Origin of the sequence: Chroococcidiopsis sp. [FACHB-1243], from assembly GCF_014696895.1 — a bacterium.
GTDB lineage: Bacteria > Cyanobacteriota > Cyanobacteriia > Cyanobacteriales > Chroococcidiopsidaceae > Chroococcidiopsis.
The window spans coordinates 1-17,710 of record NZ_JACJQX010000058.1; the positions used below are offsets into that span (position 1 = coordinate 1).

The window sequence follows — 17,710 nt, forward strand, 5'->3', positions numbered from 1 at the left end:
CTTGGGCAGAGGCTGACATATGGCGAGCGTCTTTGAGTTTCATGGCACACTCCAGACTTAGCTACTTTTTTATGTTAACTAATCCCTGCTCTGGTTAGTAAGTTAGATTTTGGCGACTTGCTCGTGCGCTACACTTGGAGCGCAGTCGCGACGTAATCATCGGGAATCCCTATGGAGACAAAGAACGCCACCGTCTCACCGACCAGGAGTTAGGGTCGAAAGGAGTTGCCACTTACGAGCGCATTCTCAGCCGCATCGAGCAGATCGACCTGAGCGCGGTTCCCATTTCTCCGATCGACTACATCAAGTCGAGGCTGTCTCAGTCAGGTTACAGCGTCAACGAAGTCACGGGGCGAAAAGACGTTATCGATTACTCTGCTGATGGGACTACCACTTACCAGCAACGTCCGAGTCAAGAAACTAGCAAAGCCGCCGCAATCGCCAACGTCAGAGCCTTTAACAACGGGCAGTTGGATGTAATTATTCTCAACCGCTCCGGCTCGACGGGAATTTCGCTACACGCCTCGGCTCAGTTTGCCGACCGCCGACCTCGCCACATGCTCGTCGTGCAACCGAAAAAAGAAATCAATTCGTTCATGCAAATGTTAGGGCGCATCCACCGCACGGGGCAAGTCGTGCTGCCCAGCTTCACCCTGCTCAACGCCGATATTCCAGCCGAGAAAAGACCTGCGGCGGTGCTGGCTAAGAAAATGGCATCCCTTAATGCCAATACGACAGCCGCACGGTCGAGTGGAATAGAGTTGGAGTCTGTTGTCGATTTTATGAACGAGTACGGCGATCGGGTGGCTGCCGAGCTATTGCTCAACGATCCTGGCTTAAACCGCAAGCTAGCAGATCCGCTCGGCGGGATAGAAAGCGCTCAAAGCGCGGATAATGCGGGTTTGATGAACAAAGTAACTGGTCGCTTGCCCCTGCTGCCCCTTGCCCAGCAGGAGCGCGTCTACGCTCTGCTCGAACGAGAGTACGTCGAGTACGTCGAACGCCAGGAAACGATGGGAGAATCGGTATTAGAAGCACGCTTTCTCGACCTCGACGCAAAAACGGTGGCGCGGATGGAAGTCATCGCTGGCGATCGGGACAGTAATTCTCCCTTCACCAGCCCCGTCAATGTAGAAGTGGTAGATGCCAAAACACCCCGTAAGCCCGTCACGACTCTAGAAGCAATTAATTTAGTCCGCGAAAATCTCAACTTGGAACTCGTAGAAGCGGTAGAAGCCCACGACTTCAACACTGTTAGTAACCACGCCAAACAACAAGCCGAAGCTACGCGACAGCAGTTGCTTCAAGCTACCCAGTCTTACCGAACGGCAGCGATTGAGGGTAAGACTAGCAAAACTATCGATAAAATTGACAACCGCCTCAACGTACAGCTACAACACCTCAGCAAAACTTTGGAAACTTTTCCGCTTGGCGAAAGCGTGAGAGTCGTGACTGAAACTGGCAATATCTTCTACGGTGTCGTGGGAAAGATTTGGAGCAGCAATCGGGAAGAAAATGAAAGCCCTGTCACGCCAAACAGGTGGAAGATGCAAATCGTGCTTGCAGACCCAGCACGGTTTTTAACCCTACCTTTTTCTCAAGTCAACACCCTTTCAGCTAATTCAGTCACGCTCGCCCCCCAGGAGCGCGACTGGGATGGAGTGGAAATCTATCAAGCTTTCGACCTCAAGCAGTCTAAAAATCGCGAATCAAGGCAAATTTTTACAGGTAACTTATTGCGGGCTTACGAAAAATTTCAAGGCAAAATCGTCAACTACACGGACGATCGCGGCAGAACGCGCCAAGGTTTGCTCGCCCCGCAAGGGTTTGATATTGAGCAGGTTTTAGAACAGCAGCCCGTAATTATTCCCACTGCACGACAGATCGTTACCTTTCTCACCGAAGTTACAGATCGCACGGGGCAGGTAAAAACGCTCGACGAAACTTTAACAATTAAGCCCCAACGCAGCCGCTATGGAGACGGTTTCATCATCCAAACTGCCAAATCTCGGAATGACGGTGGAGCGTATTATTTAGACCCAACCTTGCTTGGGACAATTGGAGGTGAGTTTTATTCCATCGGCGATCGCATGGAGGCAGTCGTTTCCCCAGACAGAATTACAGATGTATTGGAATTCATGCAAGCTAAAGGTTTGAGGTTGGCTGCTTTTGAAAAGCAAGATCTTGCCCGTGATTTTCTCGGCATTACTCTGCCCTCCCTCCAACCAGTCGAAAACTCAGTTGAGGTAGGCGATTTTGAAGTTAGTAAGGTTATTAATTTTCCTCAACCAGCCTCGCCTGTAGCACCGACAAATACCGAAACGCCTGCACCTACCGTTGGGCGCAATGAGAGGCTGGTTGAGGCAACCGCAAGCAAGCGATTGTCATCAGGCGATCGCCTCACCGAAGATATCCAGACAAAACCGAAGGAAGAGCAGACTACTTCTGAAAATACGGTTGCGGCGCAGGTTGCCGACTTTAGCTTTCAGGCTGGTGCGGCAGAAAAAAATGTTGCCAAACTTCTACATCAAGCAGGGCTAGCAGCAGAGATCTTGCAGGGGGAAGACTTCTATTTAAAAGTAGCAAACGAGCCATACATTCCTTTGTCAATCGAGCGGCACGGAGCGGAACTCTATCTGACTCACTTCCTGGCAGATAGCAGCGGCGACTTGGCGATCGACTCCGAAATGGTGTTTCTGATTTCTGCACGCGGACAGTTGGCTTTGACTCAAACTGCCGTACAAAATCCCCTGACTGGTGGCGAGTATCGCCGTCAAGACCGAGGCTTTGCCAAAACTTTTAGCGAGAATCTTCTGGAACAAGGATTTGCTACTGCTGCGCGATCGCGGGCAATCGTTCAACAAACCGTACCACAAGAATCCTCGCCTACACTGGTTGACGCTCCGACCGAGCAACCATTGGGCGATCGTACTACAGAAATACCTCACCCCGATGCAAATTCTCATAGCCTTCCGCTCGCGGAGCGTCGCCAGCTATCTCCACTACTACAAGAATATCTAGCTCTAAAGAATCGATCTCCACAAGCGTTAGTACTTCAACGAGTCGGCGATTTCTACGAGGCTTTCTTTCAAGATGCTACGGTCGTAGCGAAGGATTTGGAGCTAGTGCTAGCTAGTAAAAACTCTGGTTCTGCCTCACTCGGTCGCATTCCCATGACTGGCTTTCCCCACCATGCCCTAGATCGCTACAAATCTCGTTTGGAGGAGATGGGGCATACAGTCGTTGTCTTCAAGCCAGCTCCATCGCCGTCCGTAACACAAAGTTCTCAAACTTCTCCTCCACCAACGCGCACCACCATACAACCTACAACCAGAACACCTCGGACTAGAAAATCCAAACAAATACCCGCATCGGTAGGAGTCTCAGGATGCACCAAAAGTCTAACAGGCGATTCCACTTCGTTTCATCGCCGCGCTATCCTTCCCTACCCCGCTTCGCTGAGGGTAGGGATAATATACCTACCAGCCTTTTCTGAGAATAGTTAGCTTTTCAGATTCATTCAAGACTTTAGAGCAGCTTTCCCAATCAATATTCTCGACTGTACTGTATCGCTCGTCAAAAGGATGTATCGTTTTGATGTTTTCGATTAGTTTTTTAGCTTGCTCTTCTTCACCAAGGGCAACATTAATCCAAGCATCTTGGAGAATATCTGGTATTTGCCCAAATAAACCGTGAATTTCTGCTAATCTTGATGAAAGAAGTTCGTGAACGCGGTCTTCGACTGAATCTCGATAGCGTATATTAAGAATCCATACTTCGTCTCGTATTTGACCAATGCGCTGAATGCGCCCTTTACGTTGTTCTAAACGAGTTGGATTCCATGGAAGATCGAGATTAATCAGCGTTCCAAGTCTTTGTAGATTAAGCCCTTCGCTGGCGGCATCTGTGCCAATGATTAAGCGCAATTCACCTCGACGAACCATTTGTTTAATTTCTTCACGAGCTATACGCTTGAATAAACCTTGATGCACGATCCCCGATCGCGATGCTCCTGAGTAAATACCTATTTTTTCTTCGGTTAAATCCTCGGATGATAGTTGAGTGGCAAGCCACATAACCGAATCATCCCTCTTCTGTCAAACTGGGTTGAAACCTTGATTTTTCGTTGGCTGAAACCACGTAATTTCGTCAAATTTTCCTAGAGTGACAGAAGAGGGATCATAGTATTGTGAAAAGATGATGCAGCCTAACTGTAGCCAGCCCTCATCAATCAGATACCGTTTTACCTCTCTGTACTTAGGGTCTTTTTCTTGGTTATCTTCTAATAATTGCCGACACTGACGCAAAAGCTCTATTTCATCGGAAGCGAGGCGGCGATTTTCAGCACTCGCCGTATTATCTTCTAATTCCTCTTCTTCTTCGCTCCATGCATCGATAGTATCTTCAGTCAGTCCATTCCCGCGAATTAGATTTGGGAGCGTGTAGGCTGACGTATTCCGCGTTTCTACATCGTTTTTATGCAAAAGTTTTTCAATTGTTTTCTGTCCGGCAAACATAGTGCTGCCAATTCTTCGCAGAAGAAGTGTTTTATAGAGTCCGGCGGATCTGATTCTTCTGCCTAAAAGCTCACAGAATTCTTCAGCATGTTGATAGGCTTGTCGGCAATAAAATGGTAGAACTAAAGATTCATTGTCATCTTCGCCGAAAAGTTTAACGCGGACTGGTTTGAGAAATGGTTCCCCTGTAGATGCATCGATAGTATTTTCCAGATAGGCACGGGTTCTTCTAATAATGTGTCTGATAAAAGGGTTATACTGCCGCCCATAATCGTAGAGGACTGGGCGCAGCTTAGTCAGATCCGGACCCTTCAATTTATCGATCGCGTCACCCGAAACAACATAATCGCTATCTTTCATTCGTAAACGTCTGCGAATATCGCGGAAACTGCGGTGTTCGCTTGCAGGTGGAAAAGGATTTCGCAGCCAATTCCAGGCATCATAAATGTCCTCGGAAATTTGTGCCTCACCCATAACTATGGGAATGACTTCTGCTGGTCTACGCCAGTTGCTCCAAGCATTACCTAAAACTTGTTCGTTGCCAATACTCAGCACGTTAAGCATGTCCCAAGCTTCAATAGGATGTAGCTGTACGGGTGTTGCTGTAGCTAAAATCATGCTTTTAGTGCGATCGCTTATTTCTAATAAAAAACTCATGAGATTATTAGGGGCGGCGGGTTCGTTGGGGCTATTATCGTTAATCTTCTTTCTTCTTGCCCGATGCGCCTCATCGACGATGACACATTCATATTTCATTGCCAACAAAAAATCGATAACCTCCGAACCAGAAGTAATTAAACCCTGAGAAATGATGCCGATGCGACGGGGGCAATTTTTGATTGATGCTGAGCCTTTAGAAGGGTATTCCAGACCGTTTTCATCGATCCACTGACGACCATCCCAAATTGCCGCAGGAATACCGACTAAATCTTTTAGTTCTCCTTGCCATTGCAACACTAAAGGTTTAGGGGCAATGACTAAAACTGGTTTATCTCCATGTAAAGCCATTAACAGTCCTGAGACGGCAAGCTGTACTGTTTTGCCCAAACCTACTTGATCGGCAAGGATATAACGCGCACCGCCTTTAAGATGATCCTCAAAGGCTTTCTTGATAAAAAACTTTTGATGCGCCCATAAACCAAGCTCTTGACGATAAATGGGTGTTTCGACGATCGCAGATGCGGGATTTGGTTCTGCTTCCTCCCGCCATTTCTGATGGTTAATTTCTGTACGACAAGCTATGCGATTAATATCTTGAACTACAAAATCTGCTAGCGGTATTGCTTGGGGATGACTCCATAAGGCATCAAATTCTTCTTGTACCCAGGCGATCGCGTCTGGACTTTCATCTTCCCAAACCAATTCATAATTTAGCTTCCAAGCGGTTTTACTCTCATTGGCACTACCTAAAAAGCTAGTTTTGCTACCATCGGCATAGGCGATAACTCCTGCTTTACCATGAATTAGTCCAAATACCTCATCGGGCAATACTCGCACCTGCATTTTGCCTTGAGAAAGAAATTTAAACAGTCGAGCAAAGCGAGGATGCGATCGTTCTGGTAATTTTTCAGGTTCGCCAGCACACCAAGAATGGCGGATGGCTTGTTGGGCTGCTTTGGCTGTTTCTACATCCTGAACGGAAAGATCGGAGTTACAAACTACTCTAATCGTTCCGTCTAGTTTTTCTAGTGCTTCCCCTGCTACTTCTAGAATACTGGAGCGAAAAAAACCTGCAATGCGATCGTAACCAACTGCACCTTTGAGCTTTTGATTGATAAATTCGCGATCTAGTCCTTGTCGCCGTGAAGAATAACGGTTCATTTTAAGTAATAAGTAAGGAGTAATAAGTAATAAGTAAGGAGTAATAAGTAATAAGTAAAGATTAAGGAGTTTATTAAGTAAGGAGTAATAAGTAATAAGTAAGGAGTAATAAGTAATAAGTAAAGATTAAGGAGTTTATTAAGTAAGGAGTAATAAGTAATAAGTAAGGAGTAGAGAGTAGGGATTAAGGAGTTTATTTGGATTTGAGTTTGTTAATTGTGGCGGTTAGTATTTTGATTATTGCTACGAGTTCTTGTTGCATGTTTGAAAACTTTTGTTCGGGAACAAGTTGAGATTTAATCATGACTTTAATCCAATATTGAGTTTCGGAAGCTTCTTTTAAAGCAATCGAATATTTAGAGATAAAGTCATTGTTTGATTGGGCGTAAACAGCCTCAGCGCAATTTGCGCCGATTGATGTGCCACTTCTTAGAAATTGCTTGGCTAATACTCTTCCAGCATCATCAAAATGCTTATTCTTCAATTCCGAATAAGCATTAACAGTACGAATAGCAAAATCTTCAGTTCTTTGTTGAATAGTAATATTAGAATTCTCCATATTCATAACCTAACTCATTACTCATTACTTATCACTCATTACTTAATTAACTTATTACCTATTACTTATCACTCATTACTTAATCACCCGTGATCGTTTTCTACCGCACCAGCTAAGACACGGGCAGCTTCAGCATCTTTTTTCCAGTGAGGTAGATGGGGTATATGTTCTAATCGGCTTAAATAGCGGAGAATTTCTAATGCACGTTTGCGGACACTCCAGTAGTCGGGAACTTCAACCTTGAGATAGTTCAAACCTTCCTGTACGGTTTCTTTACTTACCGTTTCGTGAATTGCAAACAACAGGTGTCGTACCAAACTCTTATCGAAGCCTTCACCTTTTAGGTTAGTTCTTTTGAACTCGGATGCTGTCTTAAACCTTGCTTCGTTGGATTTGGTTTTAGCATACAAGAAATTATAGTCACGCACTCCGAACCCCTTGGCTAGTTCTTAGTAAGCACCATTTCTAAATTCGCCATGTTTTTCTAGTTCCACGCCTTTAAGGTAAAGACGCTCATCGGCGGTGAGACTCTTCCAATGAAATTCAGAAAATTCTTCGGGAACGAGGTGATTGCAGGCAATTTCTACGGCGCGATCGATTACTTTTTCAAACTCTGATTTTTCTCCTTTGCCTCTTTCGCGGAAAAGTTCGTGTTTGATATCCATCCCTTCGATTTCGTTATACTGAGTTAACACTCGTAAAGCAGCAGCATAAGCAGCTAGTTGGTAGTCGGTATCGCCAAAGTTAGGTGCGTCTTTATCATCAATAGCTAGCATTTTATCTAACTGTTCTCGAACTTCATCTTCAATAAGTGGGTAAATTTCGTCGAGGAAAGCTACATCATCGTTTAAACGTTTTCTGAGTATTAAAAGTACCGTACCTTGAACGTAGTTACCCTTTTTTAAAGCTGAGTCTGTTTCTGTCGAAATTGTCCAAGCTGCACTTACCTGAAGTCCAGCAGCCCAAAGAATCATACCTAGATCTGCCCAAACTGAAGGGTCTTGATGAGTAAACATAACAAGCTGCATCCCTTCATCGGTCATGTGTTCGGTCAAATTAGAATAAATTTCTACCATTGACCGCTTAAAGTTAGTTCCCACTCCTGAAACGGCTAAAGCTTTTTTAGAATCTGAGTACCAATTTGGGAAAAAAGATGGTATAAGTTTCTCATACCAAGAGAGAAAAAAGTCATTAAGCTCGTGGTAATTGACAGCATTTGCGTAAGGTGGGTCAGTAAGCCAAAAGTCCGAACAGTACTTAACATCATTTGCATCTATTGGAGTGATAGTAGCATTAGTGCTATCAAAAACGATCGGATTTTTAAAAGCTATTATCCAAAAGTTCTTTAATCCCTGACTACTTCTTATGGAAAAGTTATAGAGAGTATTTAATGCTTGATTTGTGAAAGTCTGCTTCCCTTCATCTCTTGAAGAGTCCCAACGAGATAGTCTACTATTAAAATCACTGCATTTTCCAATTCCTAACAATGAGGCAGGAGAAAAACCTTTCTTAGTTTGCTTAGAAATAGTATATTCAACTAACATACCGTGTACTAATAGCTGACGTGGATTAAAAAGATGATGCCAATGCGTCCATCCGCGTTCTCTTCTGGGTTGATCTGTGTTGTAACCAGGTTCAATCTTCTTACTGGGAATAAATCCTTTTTCTTGCCACTCTTCAAATCGCTGTTGGAGCAGTGATAATACTTTTCTTTCTCGTTCTAAATCGGCATCTGTTACCGAGCAATAGTGCCGTTTCGTTTTCTCTCGTTCCTGTTCATCAGTATAGGTTTCAACCCATCGAACACAGTAGAGCCTTTCTTGAAATACATCATCGGGACGAGGTACAAGATCGCCATTTTCCCAAAGCCTCAATCCATAAATAGTCTCCCCATCAACTCTACGATCGCCTCTAATTTCTGAAATAGCAAAATCATCGCCTGTTTCTGGACAAATCAAACGACTATTTTTCACTGTTCCTTCTTTAGCTTGGACGTATGTTTTTGGATCGGCATTCTCAACAATTTCGATATTGTATCGCTTGCGATCGCGATCGGGTACAAGAACAGCAACGGTCTGATTCTTTTCTGCAATAACCCAACTTGGAGCGAGGGGAACCCAGTATCCAGTAGCCGGACTTTTGGCTTCAACACAGTAAAGATAAGCGTCTGCACGCCAACCTTTCTCGTTATGCTCTATGCCCCATTCAGTAATCTGTTGGTCTACTTGGGCAAAAGCTTTGTCTTGAGCTTCTTTAATTTTGTTTTGTGTTTCTTCACTACCACCAACGATGTTTAGACTTGCCCATGTTAAAAGGGCTGCGACGGGATTGAGATCGGAGCCATAGGCTTCACAACCAATACGTGCAGCTTCAAAAGGTATAGAACCGCCTCCACAAAAGGCATCTCCTACTTTTGGAACATGACCAAAACGTTTTTCTCCTAGTTGTTTTACCAATTCATTAATTGAACTAGCTGAAGTTTCTAAATGAGCGTTAATCTCTACCCATGCTTCTTTGCTAGCTCCTTCAATTTGTTCGGGGCGATCGCAATATTCAAGCTTTTCATCATAACTAAGACTATCAAAATACTTTCGAGTTAGCTTATCCCTTTCTTTTTTAGGGTTTTGATTGTTCCACTTAATGCTTTTACCACTAACCTGAAAATATCTTTCTTTCTCTGCATCTGACGACCATTCATAAACATCTTTTGCAGGAATACCTTTACAGCGTTGCCACAAACCATCAGCATCCATTGTCAGAATTTTCAGAAAAATTTCTCGATCTTTCTTAGGATTGCTAGAAGCAGGCATCAGTAGTCCAATAATTACTGCACGCACGAGAATAAGTGGTTTTCTCCCCCACCACTTACCAAGCCCAGTCAAAGTCTGTCCTGCTCCCGCTTTACGTTCTTTATAACTTTCCTTAGAAATCAGAGAAACCGGAAATTGTTCTTCAATAAATGCTTTTTGCACTACTTACCTACCACCTAATTACTTTTTAGTAATGAGTAATGAGTAATGAGTAATGAGTGAAAATGACTCTTGCACTTCTTACTTTTTACTGCTTACCTATTACTTCTTACTTCTTACTTCTTACTTCTTACTTCTTACTTCTTACTTACCTAGCCAGCGTCAACTCAAAATCGCTGTATCGATTTCGCAATACGCTCTCCATAACTGGATTTTCTGTGAGAGCAAACCGTACAGCCTTACGCCAACCGCGATTGCGGTCTTTAATGGCGTGACCTGTAGCTGCATTAGTCATGGTGTAGAGCCACCATCTTTCTTCAGGGGCTAGCCCCAACCAGTTACGAATCGCAGTAGGAATCAGAGTAGGATCGGCATCTTCAATCGCCCAAGCAAGTAAAATCAGTTCTTTACCTAACGTTCGGTCTACTGGCACTTGTCCTTTTTTAATCCAGCGACCAGTTTTAATATCCATTGCTCTGAGACGACGATTGAATTCGGCTTTTACCTCTTCTTCGATCTGTTCCCAAACCATTCGTTTAAGCCTTGCTTTTAACAGTTGGTCTTCATTATTAAAAGAAATATCTACAGATGCTTCCTGTTCTAGCTTCCAATGAAAGTGTTCGGAAATCATAATTTCTGCACTTTTTGCCTGTGAAGCAGGAAAAGTTACCAGAAAGCAATGCTCTGTGCGATCGCTGCTAAAGCCAAAACCAAGAATAGAACTTTGCGTTTTAGATATCATCACTTCTTACCTCTTTCCTCTTAGTAATGAGTTATGAGTAATAAGTAATAAGTAAAAACGACTCTTGCACTTGTTACTTATTACTTATTACCTATTACTTTTCACTTCTTACTTCTCGCTTCTCACTTATTACTTATTACTTATTGCTTCTTACTTACTGCTGCACTTCTCCTGGTTTTGGTTGATATTTCATCGCAGCAAACCAGTCTTTTAATAACTGACTGCACTCTAGAGTTACTTTTTCAACATCAATCAGAATCTGACTACCTTGACTATCTTTAAAAGTGCTTTGTAGATGTTCGACGAGTTCTCTAATTTTTGTGCCGCTCAAACCGCGATCGGGTGCAGCATCATAGCTAACTTCTCCAGACTCATCCGATGCTGAAACAATTAGGCTGACTCCGTAAGCATTGCCTTGATATTTTTCTAGCTGGTCGATAAATTCAAATGCTGCTCTGGCGGTAAATCCTTGTTTTTTACAGTTCCATGTAGCTGGTAAATTGGGCTGAATTATGTCAATGATTCCCCCTCGCTTACGATACTGTTCGGTGTCTATTTTTTCGACCTCAGAAACAATACCGTCACTTTCAGCAATAGCAAGCACGAAGCGACTCGATTCGGGTACGACAAAAGGACTCTCGTAGATGCCGCCATAAGATTTGGGGTCTGACCCATCAGTGGTATAGCGAATCTCGCCTTTAGGAATTGCTTTAAATTCTACTTTCCATTCATCAGAATTCTGAAAAACTCGATGTTTGAGAATGATTTTGTTTTTCCAAGTAATAGAAGCACCTTGATTATTTTTACCTTGAGTATCAAAGCACTTAAATTTCAAACAAAGGTCTTTGGTTTTAAAAGCTTTATAGCCTCCAGATGCATCGGCAACAGAACGAGATGCTGTTGTTAGTTCGCTATCCCCAATCTCGTACCTCACCACATCGCCATTGATAGCCCGAATTTTTAAGGTAACTTCTCCTGTATCATCATCTCGACTGATTTCTTGAATATTAACCGTCGTCTCTGGAGGAGGAGGTTGTGTGTTTATTACACCTCCTTCATCAATCCAAACTTCTTGTTCGAGCATTTGTCTTTTCAATTCTTCCAGTGCTTTGGGGTGATGAAAATTCCAATCGGTTTGAGTGGCAGCACGCCGTTTCACTTCATTCCAAGAAGAAGATTTCTGTCCTGCAAAAAGTCGAGCTTGGCACTTTTTACGAAAAGTTTCCGAAGCCACATCTGTTGTAAATTTTTGTACTTTTCCCAAAGTATTGCGAATTAAAGCTTCTCCATCAAAATGATTCCCCTCAAAATGAATGCGGCAATCAGTAGAGCGAAATCCGTCTTTGGACGGATAAACTAGAGTGGTGAAAGTTTCCTGTAGCGAACTGCGAAGACTAAGTTGAATTTGATCCAGGCTTTTATCAGCCTCTACATATTGCGGATCTCGTGACGAAATGCGATCCCGATCGAGTTCTGCTTTAATCGAGAGAATGGCTTTATACTGTCTTGCCTGTTCGATAATTCGCTCCATCGTTTCGTGAGAGCCTGTAAGGAACAAAACGCGATTCTTAAATTCTTGATCTTCAGCAAATTTATGCCAATCGTCGCTTAGCTTGCTCGAAGAATGGGGATTTCTGGTCGGTTCGGCAACGATTAAAGTTACTTTATCGATTTCCAAGCTCACTTCATCTAGACCAGGAAGCACTTCTAATTTCTGATAGCAATCCCGTGTTTTTGGTTCAAATAGTTCTGTTAAATAAGACCGTAATTCTTTGAGGCTAGTCTGTTCGTTATAAGAATTAGCAAGGCTATGTAATTTGGCAGCAAGGTTTTGGACGTTTTTGAAAAACAATCGTCCATCTTGGCTGCGATGCAGATACCAAGCTTGGGTTGGCAAGTAATCGATAACCGACTTTTTAATAGTAGATAAATCCCGTCCAGGAGCGCAGAGAAATCCAACTATTTCAGTTTCTCGCAAACCATGTGTGGCATTGGGAATGTTAGCCAGTGAAGCGACTAGAATCAGCTTGGCTACATCCTGAAAATCCGTACCTCCCAATTTATTGTCTTGTTGTTCGGCAACCGAAAAACCTTCTTTAGCGATGTCATGTGCGATCGCTTCTCCCAAACTAGGATTGATTGCTTTTACTTCAGACAGTATTTCATCATTATTTAAGTCAAGATCGTAAGGATGTACTAGCATTCGCCGATCTGCTTGACCGCGATCGTAAATATTGGCAACCACTGCCCGTAACAAACGAATTAAGCCCCGCGTTTGCTGAAAACCAGGATTTTCTTTAAACCGAGCGTATAAATCTCGGATCGAAAAATGAAAAGGATAAGACTCCACTAACTGAGCCGCATAAGAATCGGGAGAGGCATTGGTAACATCCATTTCTTTTGCATCTTTTACCGATTTAGCATAGGCATTGGCAACCTCTTTAATAATCGAATCTTCTGGAAGTTCTTCAAACAACCGAGTGCGTAAAATGTGATAAAGTTCGCTGCCTTGGGAGCTTACTGGTTCTAGTCTCAATGCCGAACGACCAGTCTCATTTTGAAGATTGGTAACTGCTTTGTTAAGTTGACCCGATCCTCCTTCCCAAGAAGCTGTAAGGTCTGAAATTACTACACACACATTAGATAGTTCTGGTCGGTCAACCGCTACCAATAAATTAGAAATAGCCGTGGCAGTAGCAATCGAAAGGTCTGAGCTACCAATTTCTATCGTCTTAGCATTTTCTAAGTAGGGCGGTAATTCGTCCAAAAATATCAGCGTTGGTTCGCCTTGAAGAAGATTGATCCATGCTGAAACGCCAGGAGCTTTTAGAGGAGCATAATGATCGTTAAAAACTTCTTTTTTATTGAGTTGCTTGGCTAATTCTCCCCAAAGACCAAATGGAGCATCGGTTTCGCGTCCATTAAAGCCAATAACTTTTACAGTACCGAGCTTATAACCTTTAACTTTATCTCCTAAAACTCTATTTCTTAACTCAGGATGTTTTGCTAACAACCCAAGCGCAATCATGCTATGGGTTTTTCCTCCACCCATTGCTTGAGACAACAGAAACGTACTTGCTTGGCTACTTCTATTTTCCAGCCGTTCAAAAGCTTTATCTATGAGCGTCTGCATCCCAGCAGTTATATAATTTTCCTCGAAGAAGCGATTGCTATCTATTCGGTCTTCAAGTAGATCGGAAATATTCAAAACCACATCTCGACGAGAGCGATCGAATACTGACTGGCGTGGTTTGCAAACTTGGCTCAAATACATATATATACTTTTCGGAAGCTTATAAGTGATATGACTTATACTTATACTTCCCTAGAGCAAAGCAAAAATTTAGTAAATCTAAAAAAACTAGAAGACAGCAGCGGGTCAAGCAATTTTATCGAACAAATGCACTATTGCATTCGAGATAAATAAGGACCCCATATAACAGATCCTTATCTTTCAGCTCAAAATAAAGACTAAGGGGAATACTTGATTAACTTAATTACCCTAGAACCCAATGCGGGTCGAACAGCGCATTGGTAGGATCGACCGCATCGGGCAAGTGCATCCGACAGTCACGATCCATAACTTTTATTACGACGGCACGGTAGAAGCAAAGGTCTATCGCAAATTGCGCGATCGCATCAATGCTTTCACCGCAGTTGTGGGGAACTTGCAGCCAATCTTGGCTCAGGTTCCTACTTTTATCGAACGGGCGGCGATGAGTGCCGATCCCCAAGAGGAAGATGTCTTGCTATCGCAATTCGAGCGGGTATTGGACGCACCACCCGTGCGTCCGGCACTCGATGAGATGGTTTCAATAATGGATGTAGAAGCAGATTTGGCAGAGTCAAGCGCGGGTTTTCTCTCGTCCCCCATCCAATTGCAGGAGATTAAACAACTGTTGACTACCTCAGTCGTATTAAAGTCAAGAGGATATGTATTCGAGCGATCGGCAGAACGCATTTGGCTGCTGACTTTTGAAGCTAAGAAATATATGGTAACTTTTTATCCAGAAATATTTGACGAAACGCCATCTCTGCGATTGATGAATTTTGGCGATCCTCTGTTTGAAAAGTTACTCCTGAGTTTCTAGTTCTAATCTCGTTCGCTTTCAAGTAGGAGTTCGTCAAGCGTATCGGGAAATTCTCCTCTTTCAAGCATTCTAGTAAAAGCTTTATAACAATCGTTCTTGTCTCCTTCCTTACGCGGATAACCCAGCCAGAGGATAAATAGCGCGTTGTAGTCGGGAGTTTGCCAAGCACGGAAAAATAGGCGATAACGGTGATTTAACCCCATTCCCTTTACCCTGCCATATTTTTTCAGCGAACCAGTTAATGCAAAGTGAGAGGCATAAGGATCGCTGGGAATTTTCTCGTTAATCGCCGTCATCACTGCTTTATAAAGCTTCACTTGCGAGTGCAAGACGTACTTTTCGGCAGGTAAAGTCTTTTTTAACTGGCGAACTTCAGCTTGTAAGTCCCGTCGCTGCTTACCGAACAGCCGTTTGATGAAATATATATGCCAACCGTTACGAATCAAGATCTACTCCTGCCAGCAATTCTTCATCTTCGGCTGCCATTTCCTCAGTGTAAATTTCGATTTCTTCTTTTGGATTGCGTAAAGCGTTCTCCATCAAGAAATCTAAAAATGATGCCAGCATCAGTTCGTCCTTTTCTTGTTCCTGGTCTGCGCTTGTTTCTAAACGAACTAGTAAAGTATTTGAACTGACAACTTGAACTTCGCCAGTTACTCCAGCAAATTGAGGATTGTCCTTGAAGAAGCTATTCTCCAATCGAAAGCCAGAAGAATTTCCAATCTTCGACCAAGCTGCGTTGTACCGTTTGCTCTCCACGATCGTTACTACTCGTACTATTAGTTTTGCCTATCATACACTAATGTTAGTACTTCTGTAAGTACATAGCAGTCGAACTCGAAGAGCGCGCTTTGCAACAGAAGTTAGATCTTGAAGCAGGAGTGAGAATTTCGGTTCTGTCGTTCTCGATCGCTTTTTGGGCAATTGGTTCCGGGATGAAATCGAGAGCGCGATCGCGGGAACAATATTTGCATGAACAGAAAACTCTCGCTCGCCATCATTCTACTCTTGGGGCTATTCGGCTGTAATTCTCGTAAGGAAGTAATCACTTCCCCCCAACCCTCTCTCCCTCTCGCTCTCCGCAGCACCAATTCAGACCAAGTACCGTGTCAAGCGTGTCGAGTAGCGGCGACACCATTACTGTCGTTGACAGGCGAAATCGAGATGTCAAAATTCGCTTGGCTTGCGTTGATGCTCCAGAAGTTTCCCATACGAAAAGGGAGCGCTCTAGCTACGACCCAGCAGACCTTGACCAGTTTAGGTGGGGAGAGCGGGCGCGAGACAGGTTGACTGGGTTGATTGAGCAGGGAGGCGATCGCGTGCGTCTAACTGTGGCGGACGAGGATCGCTACGGTCGTCAGGTGGCAGAAGTCCGGCTAAGAGATGGAACACTAGTTCAGGAGGTGCTAGCCCGCGAGGGGCTGGCGGTTTTTTATCGAAAATATGCCGGAAATTGCCGTAGTTCCGCAGCAGTAGAGCAGGCGGAAGCTGAGGCTAAACAGCAGAGAGTTGGTGTATGGGGTGATTCCCAGTTTGTCGCGCCGTCTGTGTGGAGGCAAAAGAATAAGTAGCGATCGCGCTTCGATTGTATCCCTTTCCTGATACTACCAACCTAACGAATTGCATGAGTTATAACTATTGCTCTACAAAACGTCGATCTAGTTTATGCGACTTGAAGACATTTATCAATTTTTCACCGATCGAAGCGCCACTTATCTCACGCAAGAACAAGCTGTTTGCTACGTGCTGTCGGTCTTGCTTGAGGGTGAATCCTACGGTACTGAGCTAATTCAAAAACTGGAAAGCGACTACCCCCCGTATCGACTGTCTGATAGTGTCCTCTATGCCGCCTTGAATTTTCTGGAAACCGAGCAAGCGCTCGCTTCACACCTTCAAAAAGTGGAGGGGCGCGGTCGTCCGAGGCGGATGTATCAAGTCAGCCCTCAATGGTTTGACGAAGCACAAAAGCTAGCCGCTTTATGGACGAACAGCGTTGCTCGAAAGCCCCAAGCGTCCAAGGCTGTTGCCGTTTGACGGTGGAGCAATCCCAACAGATGCGATGGTCGCGTTCGCGTCTCAACCCATTGACGCACGCAGCACCAAGACGCGCCCTAACAAAGCAATTACTGACTGACTACCCAAGAGGCAATCGCGCTTGAAAAACCCATTACAAAACCCACTACCACAAAACTCCCGCTCGCCAAATTCATTACCACCCGTCACCCGTTGGGAATTGATCGACGCGATCTCCAAACTGTACGTGATTCGGGACGAGCTAACTCAATTGAGAACTCTCTCAATAAACCCGAAAAGCCTTATTGCAACGAGATGCAAAAGGACGAGTAAAGCTGTTTACTGGTTTGGGTTTGAGCTTTTTCTTCTGACTTGACGAAATTTTCAAAACATCAAGTCCTAACTCGACGTAGGATAGTAATTATGAAGTAAATCTAAATTCAACAGTACAGTGAAGATTCAAGGCAACGGACGCGCTAAGATCCTGACTCAAGCCGAACTGGAGCGCCTATTTACACGCGGGTTTCTTACCTCTAGAGACAAGCTGCTATTCGCGATCGCTTACTACTGCGCCTGTCGCGTTAGTGAAGTGCTGGCGCTGACGGCGGAAGATTTAGCGGGTAGTGTAGTGACGCTGCGTAAATCTACCACCAAAGGCAAGATGGCGACGCGCACTTTGCCTTCGCACCCAAAGTTACAGGCGTATTTAGCAGCTTACGATCCACCGTCTGGTCTATTGTTTCCAGGACGCAATGGAGACAAGCCACTGACTAGGGCAGCTGCCGATCTGATCCTCAGAGCTGCTTGCAAACGGGCAAGGATTAGAGGTGCTTCGACTCACTCATTTCGCCGCACGGCACTGACGAATATGTCTAATGCCAACGTGCCGCTCCGCGTAATTCAGGAAATCTCGGGACATAAATCGTTGACTGCTCTCCAACGTTATCTGGAGGTGAAACCAGATCAGGTCGAGTCGGCGATCGCGCTGTTGGTTTAAT

15 protein-coding genes and 1 pseudogene are annotated in these 17,710 nt (G+C 44.2%); 6 read left to right on the forward strand and 10 right to left on the reverse strand.

Annotated features, from left to right (window positions below; genetic code table 11):
* Window positions 1-134 precede the first annotated feature (134 nt).
* Window positions 135-3,506 carry a strawberry notch C-terminal domain-containing protein gene (locus tag H6G17_RS28450; protein WP_192161915.1) on the forward strand — a complete coding sequence of 1,124 codons (3,372 nt, stop codon included), beginning with the start codon at window positions 135-137 and terminating at the stop codon, window positions 3,504-3,506.
* On the opposite strand, the gene H6G17_RS32920 is transcribed toward H6G17_RS28450, so the two are convergent.
* From H6G17_RS32920 to H6G17_RS28475, 7 genes are all read right to left on the reverse strand, one after another.
* Complete coding sequence (locus H6G17_RS32920; RefSeq protein WP_199317067.1) at window positions 3,480-4,076, reverse strand: helicase-related protein; 597 nt, start codon at window positions 4,074-4,076, stop codon at window positions 3,480-3,482. The genes H6G17_RS28450 and H6G17_RS32920 overlap by 27 nt on opposite strands.
* Before the next feature lie 21 nt (window positions 4,077-4,097).
* Complete coding sequence (locus H6G17_RS28455) at window positions 4,098-6,338, reverse strand: phospholipase D-like domain-containing protein (protein ID WP_199317068.1); 2,241 nt, start codon at window positions 6,336-6,338, stop codon at window positions 4,098-4,100.
* A gap of 193 nt (window positions 6,339-6,531) precedes the next feature.
* Complete coding sequence (locus H6G17_RS28460) at window positions 6,532-6,897, reverse strand: four helix bundle protein (RefSeq protein WP_192161935.1); 366 nt, start codon at window positions 6,895-6,897, stop codon at window positions 6,532-6,534.
* An 83-nt stretch (window positions 6,898-6,980) separates the two neighbouring features.
* Window positions 6,981-7,325 carry a hypothetical protein gene (locus H6G17_RS32925; RefSeq protein WP_199317069.1) on the reverse strand — a complete coding sequence of 115 codons (345 nt, stop codon included), beginning with the start codon at window positions 7,323-7,325 and terminating at the stop codon, window positions 6,981-6,983.
* A gap of 21 nt (window positions 7,326-7,346) precedes the next feature.
* Complete coding sequence (locus H6G17_RS28465; RefSeq protein ID WP_199317070.1) at window positions 7,347-9,869, reverse strand: anti-phage-associated DUF1156 domain-containing protein; 2,523 nt, start codon at window positions 9,867-9,869, stop codon at window positions 7,347-7,349.
* Between the two features lie 145 nt (window positions 9,870-10,014).
* The gene (locus H6G17_RS28470) at window positions 10,015-10,608 is read right to left on the reverse strand and encodes a DUF3780 domain-containing protein (RefSeq protein ID WP_192161936.1); all 594 of its coding nucleotides are present in this window, start codon (window positions 10,606-10,608) and stop codon (window positions 10,015-10,017) included.
* Between the two features lie 154 nt (window positions 10,609-10,762).
* The gene (locus H6G17_RS28475) at window positions 10,763-13,882 is read right to left on the reverse strand and encodes a DUF499 domain-containing protein (RefSeq protein ID WP_192161916.1); all 3,120 of its coding nucleotides are present in this window, start codon (window positions 13,880-13,882) and stop codon (window positions 10,763-10,765) included.
* 223 nt (window positions 13,883-14,105) lie between these two features.
* Between H6G17_RS28475 and H6G17_RS28480 the strand changes: the two are divergent.
* A pseudogene (locus H6G17_RS28480) lies at window positions 14,106-14,699 on the forward strand (helicase); the annotation flags it as partial.
* Window positions 14,700-14,701: 2 nt separating this feature from the next.
* On the opposite strand, the gene H6G17_RS28485 reads toward H6G17_RS28480, so the two are convergent.
* Window positions 14,702-15,145, reverse strand: coding sequence for a type II toxin-antitoxin system YhaV family toxin (locus H6G17_RS28485; protein WP_192161918.1), 444 nt, complete (start codon window positions 15,143-15,145; stop codon window positions 14,702-14,704).
* Window positions 15,135-15,458, reverse strand: a complete 324-nt coding sequence (locus H6G17_RS28490) for a hypothetical protein (protein WP_192161919.1) — start codon at window positions 15,456-15,458, stop codon at window positions 15,135-15,137. Before H6G17_RS28490 ends, H6G17_RS28485 begins: the two co-directional genes overlap by 11 nt.
* 92 nt (window positions 15,459-15,550) lie before the next feature.
* Between H6G17_RS28490 and H6G17_RS28495 the strand changes: the two genes are divergently transcribed.
* The 3 genes from H6G17_RS28495 (at window position 15,551) to H6G17_RS28505 (ending at window position 16,733) form a co-directional block, all read left to right on the forward strand.
* Window positions 15,551-15,727 carry a hypothetical protein gene (locus H6G17_RS28495; RefSeq protein WP_192161920.1) on the forward strand — a complete coding sequence of 59 codons (177 nt, stop codon included), beginning with the start codon at window positions 15,551-15,553 and terminating at the stop codon, window positions 15,725-15,727.
* A gap of 78 nt (window positions 15,728-15,805) precedes the next feature.
* Window positions 15,806-16,270, forward strand: coding sequence for a thermonuclease family protein (locus H6G17_RS28500; protein ID WP_192161921.1), 465 nt, complete (start codon window positions 15,806-15,808; stop codon window positions 16,268-16,270).
* Between the two features lie 94 nt (window positions 16,271-16,364).
* Window positions 16,365-16,733 carry a PadR family transcriptional regulator gene (locus tag H6G17_RS28505; protein ID WP_192161922.1) on the forward strand — a complete coding sequence of 123 codons (369 nt, stop codon included), beginning with the start codon at window positions 16,365-16,367 and terminating at the stop codon, window positions 16,731-16,733.
* A 42-nt stretch (window positions 16,734-16,775) separates the two neighbouring features.
* On the opposite strand, the gene H6G17_RS28510 is transcribed toward H6G17_RS28505, so the two are convergent.
* Window positions 16,776-16,952 carry a hypothetical protein gene (locus H6G17_RS28510; RefSeq protein WP_192161923.1) on the reverse strand — a complete coding sequence of 59 codons (177 nt, stop codon included), beginning with the start codon at window positions 16,950-16,952 and terminating at the stop codon, window positions 16,776-16,778.
* A 211-nt stretch (window positions 16,953-17,163) separates the two neighbouring features.
* Between H6G17_RS28510 and H6G17_RS28515 the strand changes: the two genes are divergently transcribed.
* Complete coding sequence (locus tag H6G17_RS28515; protein WP_192161924.1) at window positions 17,164-17,709, forward strand: tyrosine-type recombinase/integrase; 546 nt, start codon at window positions 17,164-17,166, stop codon at window positions 17,707-17,709.
* Window position 17,710: the final 1 nt, after the last annotated feature.